Annotated in this window: 16 protein-coding genes; 7 read left to right on the top strand and 9 right to left on the bottom strand. The window is 50.6% G+C overall.

Annotated features, from left to right (window positions below; translation table 11 throughout):
* Positions 1–23: 23 nt before the first annotated feature.
* Both AYJ59_RS00850 and AYJ59_RS00845 read right to left on the bottom strand, forming a co-directional pair.
* Positions 24–941, bottom strand: a complete 918-nt coding sequence (locus AYJ59_RS00850; RefSeq protein WP_038151785.1) for a sensor domain-containing diguanylate cyclase — start codon at positions 939–941, stop codon at positions 24–26.
* Positions 942–1077: 136 nt separating this feature from the next.
* The gene (locus tag AYJ59_RS00845) at positions 1078–2373 is read right to left on the bottom strand and encodes an MFS transporter (RefSeq protein ID WP_029939185.1); all 1296 of its coding nucleotides are present in this window, start codon (positions 2371–2373) and stop codon (positions 1078–1080) included.
* Between the two features lie 347 nt (positions 2374–2720).
* Between AYJ59_RS00845 and murI the strand changes: the two genes are divergently transcribed.
* Both murI and AYJ59_RS00835 read left to right on the top strand, forming a co-directional pair.
* Positions 2721–3533 (top strand): glutamate racemase, encoded by an 813-nt coding sequence (gene murI / locus AYJ59_RS00840; RefSeq protein ID WP_029939186.1) that lies wholly within the window; start codon positions 2721–2723, stop codon positions 3531–3533.
* Between the two features lie 163 nt (positions 3534–3696).
* Positions 3697–3936, top strand: coding sequence for a hypothetical protein (locus AYJ59_RS00835; RefSeq protein WP_029939188.1), 240 nt, complete (start codon positions 3697–3699; stop codon positions 3934–3936).
* Positions 3937–3986: 50 nt separating this feature from the next.
* On the opposite strand, the gene AYJ59_RS13110 is transcribed toward AYJ59_RS00835, so the two are convergent.
* Positions 3987–4118: a hypothetical protein gene (locus AYJ59_RS13110; RefSeq protein WP_257791231.1), complete on the bottom strand. Its 132-nt coding sequence runs from the start codon at positions 4116–4118 to the stop codon at positions 3987–3989.
* 29 nt (positions 4119–4147) lie between these two features.
* Between AYJ59_RS13110 and AYJ59_RS00830 the strand changes: the two genes are divergently transcribed.
* The 4 genes from AYJ59_RS00830 to AYJ59_RS00815 all read left to right on the top strand — a co-directional run bounded on the left by AYJ59_RS00830 (position 4148) and on the right by AYJ59_RS00815 (position 6861).
* Positions 4148–4612, top strand: a complete 465-nt coding sequence (locus AYJ59_RS00830) for a carboxymuconolactone decarboxylase family protein (RefSeq protein WP_029939189.1) — start codon at positions 4148–4150, stop codon at positions 4610–4612.
* Positions 4563–5399, top strand: a complete 837-nt coding sequence (locus AYJ59_RS00825; RefSeq protein WP_127119056.1) for an AraC family transcriptional regulator — start codon at positions 4563–4565, stop codon at positions 5397–5399. The genes AYJ59_RS00830 and AYJ59_RS00825 overlap by 50 nt, the downstream gene beginning before the upstream one ends.
* 149 nt (positions 5400–5548) lie before the next feature.
* Positions 5549–6556 (top strand): hypothetical protein, encoded by a 1008-nt coding sequence (locus AYJ59_RS00820; protein WP_127119055.1) that lies wholly within the window; start codon positions 5549–5551, stop codon positions 6554–6556.
* A 2-nt stretch (positions 6557–6558) separates the two neighbouring features.
* Positions 6559–6861 (top strand): hypothetical protein, encoded by a 303-nt coding sequence (locus tag AYJ59_RS00815; protein WP_164730710.1) that lies wholly within the window; start codon positions 6559–6561, stop codon positions 6859–6861.
* 66 nt (positions 6862–6927) lie between these two features.
* Here AYJ59_RS00815 and metE read toward each other — a convergent pair whose 3' ends face one another.
* Positions 6928–9303, bottom strand: coding sequence for a 5-methyltetrahydropteroyltriglutamate--homocysteine S-methyltransferase (gene metE, locus AYJ59_RS00810; RefSeq protein WP_127119053.1), 2376 nt, complete (start codon positions 9301–9303; stop codon positions 6928–6930).
* Positions 9304–9414: 111 nt separating this feature from the next.
* Between metE and AYJ59_RS00805 the strand changes: the two genes are divergently transcribed.
* Positions 9415–10317 (top strand): LysR substrate-binding domain-containing protein, encoded by a 903-nt coding sequence (locus AYJ59_RS00805; RefSeq protein WP_127119052.1) that lies wholly within the window; start codon positions 9415–9417, stop codon positions 10315–10317.
* Positions 10318–10500: 183 nt separating this feature from the next.
* Here the strand turns inward: AYJ59_RS00805 and AYJ59_RS00800 are convergent, their stop codons facing one another.
* From AYJ59_RS00800 to AYJ59_RS00780, 5 genes are all read right to left on the bottom strand, one after another.
* Positions 10501–10740, bottom strand: coding sequence for a hypothetical protein (locus AYJ59_RS00800; protein WP_127119051.1), 240 nt, complete (start codon positions 10738–10740; stop codon positions 10501–10503).
* A gap of 505 nt (positions 10741–11245) precedes the next feature.
* A complete protein-coding gene (locus tag AYJ59_RS00795; protein ID WP_127119050.1) occupies positions 11246–12613 on the bottom strand; it encodes a sigma 54-interacting transcriptional regulator in 1368 nt (455 codons plus the stop codon).
* Positions 12603–13205 carry a hypothetical protein gene (locus AYJ59_RS00790; protein ID WP_127119049.1) on the bottom strand — a complete coding sequence of 201 codons (603 nt, stop codon included), beginning with the start codon at positions 13203–13205 and terminating at the stop codon, positions 12603–12605. Before AYJ59_RS00790 ends, AYJ59_RS00795 begins: the two co-directional genes overlap by 11 nt.
* Positions 13202–14701: a sensor histidine kinase gene (locus tag AYJ59_RS00785; RefSeq protein WP_127119048.1), complete on the bottom strand. Its 1500-nt coding sequence runs from the start codon at positions 14699–14701 to the stop codon at positions 13202–13204. Before AYJ59_RS00785 ends, AYJ59_RS00790 begins: the two co-directional genes overlap by 4 nt.
* Positions 14694–14936: a helix-hairpin-helix domain-containing protein gene (locus AYJ59_RS00780; RefSeq protein WP_127119047.1), complete on the bottom strand. Its 243-nt coding sequence runs from the start codon at positions 14934–14936 to the stop codon at positions 14694–14696. Before AYJ59_RS00780 ends, AYJ59_RS00785 begins: the two co-directional genes overlap by 8 nt.
* Positions 14937–14996 lie beyond the last annotated feature (60 nt).

The raw sequence follows: 14996 nt of genomic DNA, 5'->3' as shown, positions 1-14996 counted from the left end.
ATTTGGAGGCGGACGGTTAAGCGTCAGTCGGCCGGAGCCGATTCAATGCGGTTTCGGCCACCCTTTTTCGCCGCATACAAAAACTGGTCGGCGGCTTCGATTAAGGAATAGGACGCCAGGGTCGCGTCCGGTGTCACCGTCGCCACCCCCTGACTGACCGTCACCACCGGCGCGGTTTGCGACGCCACATGTGGAATGGCCAAAGCCTGAATCGCATCGGCGCAGCGTTCCGCCAGAGTTTTCGCCTGAACGGCATCCGTCCCAGGCAACAACAAGGCAAACTCCTCGCCGCCGTAACGCGCCAGCAAGCCCGGCGATTCCACCACGTCCGACAAAGCCTTCGCCACTTGAATCAGGCACTCATCGCCTTTGTAATGACCGTAATGGTCGTTATAAGCTTTGAAAGCATCAATATCCAACAGAATCATCGACACCGGTGTTTGCGTACGACCGGCTTCCGCCCAGGCGTCATCCAGCTTTCGGTCGAAGCGGCGGCGGTTCGGCACATGGGTCAGCCCGTCCAGAAACGACATCCGTTCCAATTCGCGGTTCAACTCTTTCAAGGCTTCTTCGTTTTGCTTGCGTTCGGTGATATCGAACATAAAGCCCACCAGCGATTCCACCTCGCCGTCGTCCTTGCGCACCACATGCACCACATCGCGAATCCAAATATAATCACCGTTTTGGGTCAGGGCGCGATAATCGGCTTCATGGTCGATACCGCTTTTGGATTGCGACACGCAGAAATTCACCACACGCTCACGGTCGTCCGGATGCATGCGTTCCACCCAATCGTCAATCGACTTCCAACTGTTCTGGGGCCAGCCCAGCAGGGTTTCAATTTGCGGGCCGATATAGGAAAACGTCAGGGTTGGCCAGTCAATCTGCCACGGAATCGCCTTGGTGGATTCCAATAATGTCTGGTAAAGATCGTCGTTCATCGTTCGGATTGGCTTGGGAGTTAAATGCGAAGCCTAGAGTATAAGGTTTTTACTCCCCGACGTGGCAGATTTATTTCCCGAAAACCACCAGGCCTGGGCATTTTCGGGATTCTTGACGTTTTAAGTTTTGAATCGGTTAAGGCGCTTTGGTGACGGATGCTTCCGTTTCCGTCGGTGCCGCGTCCGTCGCCATGACACGCAGAATCACAAACAGCGACAATACCGTAAACGCCAGCGACACCAGCAGAATCGCTTTGTAGCCCACAAACTCGGCAATGTAACCGGCCCCCAGCGCGGAAATCACACACGCCAACGCGGTAGTGGAATTGAAAATCCCCAGCGCCTCGCCTTGCGACAAAGAACTGAGTTCCGCACTCCAGGAAGTGCCGCCCACAATCAACGGCGACCAGGACGCCGGAATCAACACAAACGCCAAACCGCCGATGAAAAACGCCAAACCGTGGAAATTGAAATAGGCGAAAAACGCCATCAATCCGACCGCCAGCAAACTGGCGAGAATACCCGCCAACACCACTTTACCATCGCCGATTTTCTCACCCAACATCCCCGCCGGCGCATACAGGAAAATGCCGATAATCGCGCCCAACGCATTGTAAACCGACGACACATCCGCATCCATATCGAACACCGAGCGCATCAACAGCGGATACAGGTTATACAGCAACCAATTACCGAGCATAATGAAAAACCAACCGACAATGAACAAGCCGAAACGCGACGTCAACAACGCCGGGATTTTCAAAATCGCCTGATGAAACGACAACTCCAGTTTGCTCAACAACACCATCGGCGAACGAAACGGCAAATGGCGTTTATGCTCGAATTCACCGCGCAATCTGGAATGAGCCTGCTGTTTACGCATCGACGGAAGCGACGCATACCCCACCAGCATGCCAGGAATCATCAAGGCCGCCGCCAGCAGATACGCCACCGCCGGTTCCGGGAACAACACCGCCGCCGCAGCCAAGCCAATCGCCTGCCCGACACCGTAAAGCGTTTGCATCACGCCGATGCGCTCGTCCCATTCCGACTTTTCATAACGCTCGACAATGAAAATCCCCGCCACCGTGTTCGATGCCACCGACCCGAAGCCTTGCAAAAAGGCCAGAATCAACCAAAAGCTGGTGTCCTGCACATACGGGAAAAACACCAGCGCCCCGCCCAGCAACACAAACCCGGACAAATACAACGGCTTGTGCAAGGCAAATCGGTCGCTCAACATCCCCACCAAAGGCCCGAGCAATTGCCCCACGTAAAAGCTCGCCACCACCAGCCCGGCTGTGGACGCCCCCGTGTGTTCCGACACAATCAACGGCATCAGAATCGGCACAATCCCCAATACCACGATGCCCTGAAAACCATAACCGTAAAACCACGGCGAGCCGAAACGCTTAAAACTTGCCCACTTCATCCCATTGTCCTTTTTGTTGTTTGCCGGATTCAAAGGCGCCATAAAATCACCGCGCTGACCGCGACAATGGAAAACACACCAGACAGGCATCCGCTTGACGAACACCCGGAAGACAGGCCCAAATAGCCCAGCCTATGAACGGCTTTGAAACAGTTTTGAATCGCCCGAGCGTACCAGCGTACACGGGCGTCTATTTGAAAATTTGCGTCCCCATTCTAGCATCTTTACGCAAAAATTAGGATTCGCCCGCACAATTGCCGAGTGCAATCTCGCGGGAATGGATTACAATAAGGCTTCGCACAACCGGCCACACAGTCGGCAAGACGTTTCTGAACCCGAAAAACGATATGACAACATCCAGACCCATCGGCGTATTCGATTCCGGCATCGGCGGCCTGCCCATTGCCCGTCAAATCCGCGCACTGCTCCCCAACGAAAACATCGTCTATGTCGCCGACACCTTGCACACACCTTACGGCGAAAAAACCGAAGACTACATTCTGCAACGCTCGCTGGCCGTCACCAATTTTCTGCTGGCGCAAAACGCCAAAGCCATTGTCGTGGCCTGCAACACCGCCACCATGGTCAGCATCAAAACCCTGCGCGAGCGCCATTCCGTGCCGTTTATCGGCGTGGAACCCGGCGTCAAGCCCGCCGCCATTCACACCCAAACCGGCGTCATCGGCGTGCTCGCCACGGAAAAAACCCTCACCAGCGATGCCTTCAACCAACTGGCCAAACGCGTCGCCGGAAACGTGCAGATGGAAATCCAACCCTGCCCGAAACTCGTGCGGCTGGTAGAATCTCTGCAACTCAGCGGTCAAGACGCCGTGCAAGCCGTGGAAGATTATGTGCATCCCTTGCTTGAAAAAGGCGCAGACACCATTATCCTCGGCTGCACCCACTTCGCCCACCTTGCGCCCATTATCAAACAAGTGGCAGGCCTGGGCGTTTCCGTTATCAGCACCGAAACCGCCGTCGCCAAAGAAGTCGCCCGCCGTCTGGAAGCCGAAGACCTCCTTGCGAAACCGGTTGAGCCAACCACGCAAGCGGCTTCCGCCGAATTCTGGAGCAACCGCGATTTACCGCTGTTCCAAAAGCAAGTCGCCGCGCTCTGGGGGCCCGAGAGCCAGCACGACATCCAAATCAAATCCTTCTAACCAGCCCTTCAAACGTCGCAAAGCCTGACAAAACGTTTGAAATGGCGTCTTGCCCTTGAAACTCGGTTCTTATTTCCATACGCTAAATATTAATCGGGATCACCTGATGCATTTATCCTCCGATTTATTTCCCCTAAGGAACCTAAATAACAAGGAGTTTACGATGAAAAAATCCATCACACTGATGCTGGCCGCTCTGGCCGGAACCGCGTTTATCAGCACCGGCGCCATGGCCGCGAAAGGATCTGATAAAGACCCATACACCGCGTCTATGCAAAGCTATGCCAAAGAAAACCCGGCCTTGTCTCAATCGCTCAAGGCCTATCAGAAAGAACTCAAAAAGGTCATGAAAAAGCACCCGGAGTTGGACGAAGGCGCTTCCAAATCGGAGAATGGCGAATAACGCCTTATGAAGCGGCGGCGCCAGCCAGCGCCGCTTTTGTAATACCGAAATTACCGGTCTTTCCCGCCCAATGACCAACTCAATAACCAGTCCAATAACGCATTATCAAACCGATTCAAAATAAACAAAACCGACGGGATGTCGATTTTCTTCAATCCTTTTGCCGCGCCCTTTTCTAACATGACTCCTGACACAACCACAGGAGGTCAACATGACAAAACGAATCGATTACGCCGCCATTTCACCGGAAGCGATTAAAATCCTGCACCAGCAGGAAGCTTACCTGCGCCACCAATTCCAACAAAGCGACACCGTGCCCGTCCGCACCTGGGAATTGGTCAAACTGCGCGTCTCGCAAATCAACCAATGCGCGTTTTGCATCGATATGCACAGCAAAGATGCCCTGTCGATGGGCGAAACCGCGGAACGCATTTACGGCCTCAGTGCCTGGCGGGATATGCCGATGTATTCCGACGCCGAACGCGCCGCTTTGGGCTGGGCGGAACGAGTCACCTCGGGCCAGCCGATTGACGAGGAGGCCTACCAACACGCCTTGGATGGTTTCGGGCCGCAAAGTCTGGTAGATTTGACCCTAGCGATTAACGCCATCAACAGTTGGAATCGCATTGTCAAAGTCTTCAAACCCGAGGTGGGACGCTATCAACCGCGAAAATAACCTTCATCGTTTGCAGGACGGCACCTTTTCCCTGCGGTTATTTAAACCGCAGGGAAAACTGTCGCCTTATGTGCAAGCCATCTGGTCGCTGACGGTTTCCAAAACCAACCGTTCCGACCTGACAAAATGGCTGCAGGTGGACGCGTGCAGTGGCATTCTGTTCAACCTCACCGAAGCGGTGTATCTGGACGACCACTTCTACTCGGAAAAAGTCATCTTACTGCCCGTCGAAAAACACGCCCACTCCATGACCTGGCCGCCGGGCACGCAATTGACCGGCATCCGTTTTCACCCCGGCATCAGCTTCGGCGTCTTCAATGAGCATTACGAACAACCTTTCGCCCTGCAAGACTCGGAACTGCCCGCCAACTTACACCAACTCACCCGCCGCATGACCGACTCGCCCAGCCATTTTTCCCGACTCATTCGCCTGTATCAATGGCTCGACAAAGACTTACCCTTTTCCGATAAAATCGCCCCGGCCTGGCGACCGGTATTGAACTGGATGCGCCAATCCGAAAACCCGGCCGACTTGCCCATCGGGCAACGCCAAATCGAACGGCAATTCCGCCAACTGCTCGGCATGACGCCCAAACAATTCCAGCGCATCAAACGCATTCAAAGCACCCAGAAAACCCTAAAACAAACCCCCGACATCGATCTGGCCGAACTCGCCCTAATGCACGGCTTCGCCGACCAAGCCCACATGACACGCGAATTCAAACAGATTGCTAGAATCACGCCGCAGAAGTATCGGAAGCAGATTATTTCCGCAAAACTCGGATAAAAAACCACCAGGCCTGGTGGTTTTATCAACTCTCACCGCCACTGAAATTATTTTAGTACTAATACACCAATAACTATTTTTAATTGTATTTTAGCGGCAGCCTCTTTATTCTTTAAAAACAGACTACGTATTATTTCGAGGTTTTTATTGTGATAAAGGCGATTAAATGCGGTGTAACAAACTTTGAAGACTTACATGAAGTTTTCAAAATCTCCAGTGAAGAGCTAGAAAATAGAAAAGCTAAATTATTTCCAACAGGGGCTCCAGATAAAGAAGGAGCAACAACATCCATCTTTTTAGCCTCTTTAAGCGCCGTAAAAGAGTTTCGACAATACTTACTATCAAACATCGGTGCAAACAAAATTAATGGTAAAACCTCAAAGCTACACGTATATACAGAACTTCCCAGCGAAGATTTGAAAACTAGACCCGATGGTTTAGTTGTTATCACAAGCGGACTCAGAACTCCTGTTATTGAATGGGCTGCATTTATCGAATCTAAGGTCGGCCATAAACAAATAGAACAAACTCAAATAGATAGATACATTGATTTTGCGAAAGACAAGGGCGTTGAAAATATCATCACGATTTCAAACCAACTTGTTCCAACACCTTTTGATTCTCCGGTTACGACAAAAAAGAAAATCAAGCTATTCCACTGGTCATGGGCCTATATAAAAGTAATGGCTCTTTACTTAGTAAGAAATGAAATGGTTGAAGATGAAGACCATGTCTATTTACTATCCGAATTTAGACGTTATATGGATTGCCACAAAAACATATCCCATTACACGGACATGGGAGAACATTGGAAGGAAGCTGCCGAAAACATTCACGTTCATGATAAATCGAAAAAACTGTCTTCCAATACCGTAGAAAAAGCTGTGACGTCTTACTCTCAAGAAGAAAAGGATTTGGGACTATGCCTCACAGACAAATCCAATTATTTAATCGAGCTGGTAACCAAAAAAGACCGGTATGAAGAAATATCGGACATGATTCATGCTGACCGATGCGTTACGTCTACATTCATGATTGACTCCAACAAAAAAATACTTTTGACGTTACTTTTGATTTTGAAAGAAGAACCATCACTTGCCTTTATAAAGTTGAAATATCCCAAGGAAAAGCCAGAGGACAAACAACAAAATTGTTAACGATGCTTGATGGTATTGGAAAAGACGATTCCGTATTAATCAAAGCGGTCTATCCGAGAAATAAAGTAAAAATAGAAAACTCTGAAATAACCTATTCCCAACTATTAAAAGAAAAGGAATTCGGAGAGCCATACTCTGTACTGGATAAAAGCATTGGAGATGAAGTAAAGCATTTTGAAATCAAAATGAAGAATGTATTAGGTGTTAGAGATTTTCAAGGAAAAAAGAACTTTGTGGTAAGGCTAGAAGATTTAGCTATCAGCTTTGTTCAACAAGTGATTAGTACGCTAAATAAAAAAAGCTGACTTTGTATAAAAAACCACCAGGCCTGGTGGTTTTTATTGATTTAAGAAAGGTTCCCTAAAACCCAATTAAGCACTTTTAATCTGCGCTTCAAATTGTTTCCGTAAAACTTTCGCGGCTTCGACCATATTCGTCAGCGCCGGTTCGGTTTCTTGCCAACCTCGGGTTTTCAAACCGCAATCCGGGTTCACCCACAGGCGTTCCGCCGGAATGTTTTCCGCCGCTTTTTGAATCAAATCCACCATCTGTTCCACGGTCGGAATATTCGGCGAATGGATGTCGTACACGCCCGGCCCGATTTCGTTCGGGTATTGGAAATCCACAAAGGCGTCCAGCAGTTTCATCTGCGATTTGGAGGTTTCGATGGTGATGACATCGGCATCCATTTTCACCACCGCTTCGATAATATCGTTGAACTCGGAATAACACATGTGGGTGTGAATCTGGGTGTCGTTCTGCACGCCGGAAGTCGTCATGCGGAAGCTGTTCACCGCCCAACGCAGATAATCCGTCCAATCCGATTTTTTCAACGGCAAGCCTTCGCGCAACGCCGCTTCGTCGATTTGAATCATGTGAATACCGGCGGTTTCCAAATCCAGCACTTCATCGCGCAAGGCTAAGGCAATCTGGTTACAGGTGGCTTCGCGGGTTTGATCGTTACGCACGAACGACCATTGCAACACGGTGACTGCGCCGGTGAGCATGCCTTTCATGGTTTTGTCGGTTTGACTTTGCGCGTATTGCGACCAAAAAACCGTCATCGGTTTCGGGCGCGAAACATCCCCGAAAATAATCGGCGGTTTCACGCAACGCGAACCGTAAGATTGCACCCAGCCGAATTGGGTAAAGGCGAAACCGTCCAATTGCTCACCGAAGTATTCCACCATGTCATTACGTTCCGGCTCACCGTGCACGAAAACGTCGATGCCGATGCGTTCCTGACGTTCACACACATCACGAATTTCCGCTTGCATGGCGTCAATGTATTGCGCTTCGGACATCTCGCCTTTTTTGAATTTCAGACGGGTCTGGCGAATGGCCTGCGTTTGCGGGAAAGAACCGATTGTCGTGGTCGGGAACAATGGCAAATCGAACTTGGGCTTCTGAACGGCGGCACGCTCAGCATAAGGCGCGGCGCGATCCAAGGCGACCTGGTCCAATTTAGCGATTCGCGCTTGCACGTCGGCATTGTGAATCAGTTTGGACTGTTGCTTATCGGCAATGGCTTGAGCGTTCGCGGCCAACGCTTTTTCATCAACCTGGCCGTTTAAAGCATCCGCCAACAGTTTGATTTCCGCCAGTTTTTGTTTGGCGAAGGCGAGGTAGTTTTTCAATTCAGGATTAAGCGTTTCTTCCACCTCCAGATTGACCGGCACGTGCAATAACGAACAGCTTGGTGCCACCCACAGGTTATCGCCGAATTTGGCTTTGGCGTCCTGAAGCTGTGCAATCGCGTCGGTGACATCGGTTTTCCAGATATTGCGCCCGTCCACCAATCCGATGGACAGCACTTTGTCCGCCGGATACTGCGCCACCACGTCGTTTAACTGTTTCGCACCGCGCAGGCCATCGTAATGTAATCCGGCCACCGGCAAGTCACACGCCAACGACAGGTTATCACCCAGCGTTTCAAAGTAGGTCGCCAACAGCAATTTAAGCGGCGCTTGACTCGACGACTGACTCAAAGCGTCATAAGCTTGTTGGAACGCATGTTGCCATTCGTCGGCCAGTTCCAGCACCAGAATCGGTTCGTCGATTTGCACCCATTCAATGCCTTGGTCGGCCAGACGTTGCAAGATTTCGCCATACACCGCCAGCAACTCCGGCAAGCGGCTCAGCTTCGGAATCGCCGTGCCTTTGTTCTCGGCCAGATACAAATACGTAACCGGGCCGACCAATACGGGTTTGACGTTTTTCGCCAGGCCTGCCACCTCAATGGCTTCCGCCACTTCGTCAAACAAACGCGTGTCGGTCAGGGCAAAGGCGGTATCGTCTTCCAGTTCCGGCACAATGTAATGGTAATTGGTGTCGAACCATTTTTTCATCGCCCCGGCGTAATCTGCTTTGGACGTGGTTTTAGAAACTGGTTCCGAATGTTCGTGACCCGCATGCCCGGCGCAACACACCGCCGCGTCGTCGGACGGTGCGCGGCCACGCGCCATGCGAAACGCCACCTCCAAATCATAGTGTTCTTGACGGAAGCGTTTTGGAATCACGCCCAGCAAGGTGCTCATGTTCAGGAACTGGTCGTAATAAGCGAAATCGTTGGCGGGCAACAAATTCACGCCCGCGTCCAACTGGGTTTGCCAGTTGCGACGGCGAATGTCTTTCGCCACGGCGGCCAGTTCGGCCTCGCTTTGCTCGCCTTTCCAGTAAGTTTCCAATGCGAATTTCAATTCCCGTTTATCGCCGATACGCGGGTAGCCTAAGTTATGGAGTGTCATAGTCGTTTCCTCTAAATTCGATATGTTTCTATTTGTACGAAAACAATGATAGAATCCTCAAAACATGAAAACAAACGAATAATATTCAGAAATATATGAGAATTATTAATAATGATTGACGTTCGCCACCTCAAAACCCTGCTGGCACTGCAACAACACAACAGCGTCAGCCTGGCTGCTCAGACCTTATGCATGACGCAATCGGCGCTGTCGCATCAAATCAAACAACTGGAGCACAGTCTCGGCTTGAAGCTGTTCGAGCGCAAAAGCTCGCCGATTCGATTCACCCCCGCCGGTAAAATGCTGCTGAAAACCGCTCAGGAAATCGTGCCCAAGCTGGAACAAACCGAGATGGCGCTGAAAAGTTTCGAGGCGGGCGAGCAGGGGCGTTTGTTCATCGGCGTGGAATGCCACACCTGTTTTGAATGGCTGCTGCCGGTGATGCGCAGTTATCAACAGGCCTGGCAGGGTGTGGACATGGACGTGGTCAACAGCTTGTCCGGCGCGGCGAACAATCAGGCGCTCTCCAACCTGCAACGCCAGAAGCTGGATTTGGTCATCACCTCCGACCCAATCGAATTGAGCGGTGTGATCTACAAGGAATTATTCAGTTACGAATCCGTTCTGGTAACCGCCGCCGGGCACCCGCTGGCGGAATCCGACTGGATTACCCCGCAGGATTTGAAACACGAAACCCTGATTCATTATCCGGTGCCGAAAGAAAAGCTGGATGTATTCAAACATTTTCTGATGCCGGCGGACATTTCACCGAACGAACGTTTATCAGAAATGACGTTGATGATGCTGCAATTGGTGGAAAGCCGTAAAGGTGTGTGTGTCCTGCCAAAATGGTTGCTGGCGACCTTACCGGAATTCCAGCATTTACCGACCCTTCGGCTCGGCACGCAAGGTTTGTGGTCGAAACTCTACGCCGCCATTCATGCAGATGCGGAAAATAAAGCCTATATCGGCGCATTTATCGACAGAATCAAACAGGAAATGCAAAATACCTGAATAGTAAGATTCACCAGGCCTGGTGGTTTTCGGGAAACGGAAATTCAAAAAATTTGGATGAGGGAAATAAAAAGGAGGGCCTGGACGGCCCTCAAACCCTGAGGAACTAACTAGAAGGAACTTTTACAAGAGGCTTCAACCGAAGCCTCGAAAACTAAAACTTAGGAGATAAGAATGAATCGATTACTTCGTCAAATCGATCATTGAAAACTCTTTGTAGCTCAATTGGCCGTCTTGGTCGACATCCAACAAGCTCCATTGCGCTTGAACCTGGTCAGACGCTTTCGCTTCGTCTGCGCTCAGCGCGTCATTTTTGTCGGCGTTCAAATCAGACCAAAGTTGATCCACTTGCGATTCACCCATCGCAACGCCTGCCATACCGATAGAAGCCAAAAATGCTGTGATCAGTCTAAATTTTTTCATTTGATTACTCCTTTTAAAAATTAAGTGAAACAATCAAAAGGCGACCGAATGAACTCCCCCAATTCGACCGCATGATGATTGCTTTCGAGGTCTATACAGCATCGGCTGTGCCAACTTTTAAAAATAAAATAACCTATTGATATAAAAGATATTTTTCAACCAAAAATTGTTTTTTGAAAACCCAGACTTCAAATCGGCCGAAAACAGCGTTTTTTTGTATGCATATCCCGACACTTTTCAGTTTGGAACATTCCAAATCCCCCGAAAAATACGCATTGTTCTGGCATGACAACAAAGCGCTAGATCGCGTGAACCCTAAGTGCATGACATCTCAAGAAAAATATTTTTCGCTTAAAGGCCGCATTATTTTTGAAAGGATTGAAAAACTGTTGCCGAATGGCGACACCTGATAAAAACGTTCCGGAATCGATAGATTGAACTGAACGATAATTCGCTGATTTGACAGGTTTTTTGATTCTGTCGCCGGACAGCGACAGAAATAAGACTACGAGGATTTTTTCTTGAATTCCGCCGGTTTCAACTGGTGGCGTTCCAACAAACGATAAAACTCGGTGCGATTGCGTTGCGCAATCCGCGCCGCATGAGTGACATTGCCGTTGACCAGTTTCAGCAAACGAATGAGGTAATCCCGCTCGAAGTTCTGTTTGGCTTCATTGAATGACATCATCGACAGGTTTTTCTGTTGCAGGGCCTTTTCAATCAGACTCGCCGGAATCAACGGCGCCGTCGCAAAAGTGCAGGCCTGTTCGATGACGTTTTTCAGCTCCCGGATGTTCCCCGGCCAATCGTACCCCAGCAGCATTTCCATCGCTTCGTTGGATAACTTCTTGGCTTTCGTCTTCTGTTGCGCGATAAAGTGGTTTGCTAGCAGCGGAATGTCTTCCGGCCGGTCGGTCAAACTCGGTAATCGTAAGGTGACGATGTTCAAGCGGTAATACAAATCCAGCCGGAATTGCTTTTCCTCCACCAGTTGCTTCAAATCCTTATGACTGGCCGACACCACCCGCACATCAATCGAAACGGTTTTGCTCTCACCCACCGGACGGATTTCGCCTTCCTGCAAGGCGCGCAGCAGCTTGACCTGAAACGCCGGGGACATATCGCCGATTTCATCCAGAAACAGAACGCCGCCGTGCGCCAGCTCGAATAAGCCTTTGCGGTTTTCGATGGCACCGGAAAACGCCCCTCGCTTATGGCCGAACAACTCCGACTCCAGCAAGTCTTCCGGGATGGCGCTACAGTTGACCGCGATAAACGGTTTTTTGCGCCGCGGGCTGGCGGCGTGGATGGCTTGAGCAATCAACTCCTTCCCCGTACCGCTTTCACCTTGAATGTACACACTGATGTCACTCTGGGCGACGTGATACAAATCCTGCAACAGCGCTTCAATGACGTGGCTTTGGCCGATAATGTTCTTGCGCCATTTGGCTTGTTCGTCACCGGACCCGACCGGGGTATGAATGTTCAAGGCCTGACGAATTTTTTCATTCAGCTCAACGTGGTCAATCGGTTTGGTAATGAATCCGAACACCCCACGGCTGGTGGCGTCCACCGCTTCCTGGATGGTGCCGTGCGCGGTCATGATAATGACCGGCAGCGTGGGATAATGTAGGTGAATTTGTTCGTACAGCGCCAAACCGTCCATTTCGGCCATCCGCAAATCGGTGAGTACCAGGTGCGGGTTAAAGGTGGGCAGTTTGGCCAAGGCTTCGGCCCCACTGCTGACGGTTTCCACTTCCAGCCCCAAAGACCGCAAGCGGATGGACAACAACGTCAGCAAGCTGGCATCATCGTCCACCAATAATAATCGTTGCCCGTTAAAATCGGGCGTTGCTTCCGAGTCAACGCTCATCGTCTATCCTTTTATTTAAGGTTTTTTCGATTGATTTCAGTGCTTGAATTTGCGATTTCAGCACAGCGTTTTCCTTCCGCAGTTCCTCGAGCTCATGATGTTGAGCTTCTATTTTGTGTTCCAATACATCCTGGTTGGCTTTCAACGTGTCGATGACTTCCAGTGTCTGCTCCTGGCTTTCGTTGAGCCACGTCAACAGACTGTTTTGGTTTTGTGCCGGGCGTTGGTTCAAATCGTTCAGAATCGCCAACCGCTCCTTATGGGTGATGCAGCTTTTTTTGTCGGAAAAACTGTACGCCAGCAGCCACCCGGCTTGCCAGACCTGTTTTTCACGGTATTGTTGCGCCAGGCTATGGCAGACCCGTTGACGGTGTTCGCCTTCCAGGTTGCAATAATAGGCGCCTTGTTTCAGCAGCCGCACCGCTTCTTTATCGGTCAGGCTGCAAAACAACGGTTCGCTGACCTGATCCCGATCTTCAGGAAACGCCAGCGGAAACTGCATCTTGTCCGACGGCCCGGAATGCTTGGGGGAAAAAGCACTGCATCCCGTCAACAGGGCAAAGCCCAATCCGATTATGGCGATGAATTTCATTTCACTGGCTCCACAGGTAAATCCAAAGCAATACGCGCTCCAGAATAATGTTCATTCGGCGGCAACAACTGAATTTCGCCACCGTGCTTTTCCACATAATAACCGACAATGGCTAATCCAAGCCCGGTGCCTTTCATGGTCGAGCCGGGCTGAACGTCGCCTTGGAAAAAGTCTTCGAAAATCGCTTTATGCAATTCTTCCGGAATGCCCGGGCCCTGATCTTCCACCAGAAAACGCAATCCAGTATCGGTGCGTGTCACCGACAAACCAATGTGGTCGCCCGACCCGGAAAACTTGATGGCGTTGGACAGGAAGTTACTCAAAATCATCTTCAACTTGGCGGCGTCCGCCACAATTTTAAACCTTGGCACCGCCACATCCAAGACAACGCCCTTGTTCTGCACCAACAATTGATAATCGGCGACCAGTTGTGCCACCAGTTTGGACACATCCACGTCGCCCAAATCAAGCCGGGATTGAATCGACACCGCTTTCTGGTATTCCAACAGGTTGGCGACCAGGTTCATGATATTGAAGTTACCGACCTGCATCAGTTGCACCACTTCTTTCTGCTCCGACGTCAGGGAGCCGATCAGTTCCTCCGACAGCAAGTCCGTGCCTTCTTTCAACGTGGCCAGCGGTGTTTTCAGTTCATGGGAGATGTTGCGGATGAACTGCTGTTTCTCATTTTCGAGGTGCTTCAATTCCTGCCGCAAACCTTCCAGATTGGCGCCCAGTTCGCGCACATCGCGCGGCCCGGCGGAAATCTCGATGGGCGTTTCAAAATCGTCCTTCACCAAACGGCGAATCACCGAACCAGTCTTGCGAATCGGCTTGGTGATGAAATGCACGAACACCACGCTCAACAAAAACGCCAACAAGCCGCTGGCCAGCACGATGTAAAACACCCGTTCGCGCACCGACGCTTCGTATTCCGACAAGGCCTGCACCTCGAGCGATTGCTGGCGCGACCCCATTTCGATGATTTGCTTGGCCTGATTGGTCAGTATCTCAAACTGACCGACGTCTTCCGCCAGCACCGGTTTTTGTTCGAAAAAAGCGCGGTTGTACACCGACTCGAACAGTTCCATTTCCAGCTGCTTCAACTGGTTCAGTTTCTTCGCCAAATCGGAATCGATGTCGTAGGGTTTGGACGCATCCACCAGACTGATGAACTTTTGATGATGGGTCAGAAAGGCATCCAGCAGCGAGGTTTCTTTCAACACCTGATATTGGCGGATACTGCGTTCCATCGACACCAGACGTTCCAGAATCAAGCGACTGTTTTCCGTGACCATCACCGTCTGAAATACGGTTTTATGCGCCTGTTTCGAGTAACTGTCCATCGACACCAAGGCGTACACTATCGCAAACATCAACGGCAAACTCACCACCACGAAACTGCCGAGCATCCACTGGTACAGGGAGCCTTCCCAAACCGGTTTCAGTTTGGCGCTCAACTGTTGGCGGAAATTCGACCAGGCCTGATTAAACATGCGACTCCTGCCCGGCCAGCTCAATGGCGGCGGCCACAGCAGCGCGTGCTTGCGGACTGTTTTTCCAACAAGAGGTTCTCAACTTGTCCGCGACGGTTTCAACCACCTCATCCACACTGTAGGTTCGCAAAACGTCAAAGGAATCAATACCGATTTCTTCCAAGCGTTGGATAACCGTGGGCCCCACACCTTTCAAGGCCAATAACTGCGTCGTTTCCTGCTTGGAAAATGCCATGATGCGCTCACTATCGAAAAAATCAAAAACATCATTGTAAAACGACGGCCGGGAAAAATC

The sequence above is a fragment of the Thiomicrospira sp. S5 genome, from assembly GCF_003991075.1.
Taxonomy (GTDB): domain Bacteria; phylum Pseudomonadota; class Gammaproteobacteria; order Thiomicrospirales; family Thiomicrospiraceae; genus Hydrogenovibrio; species Hydrogenovibrio thermophilus.
Note: the sequence above shows the minus strand (reverse complement) of the source record. Positions and strands in the feature narration are given on the sequence as shown.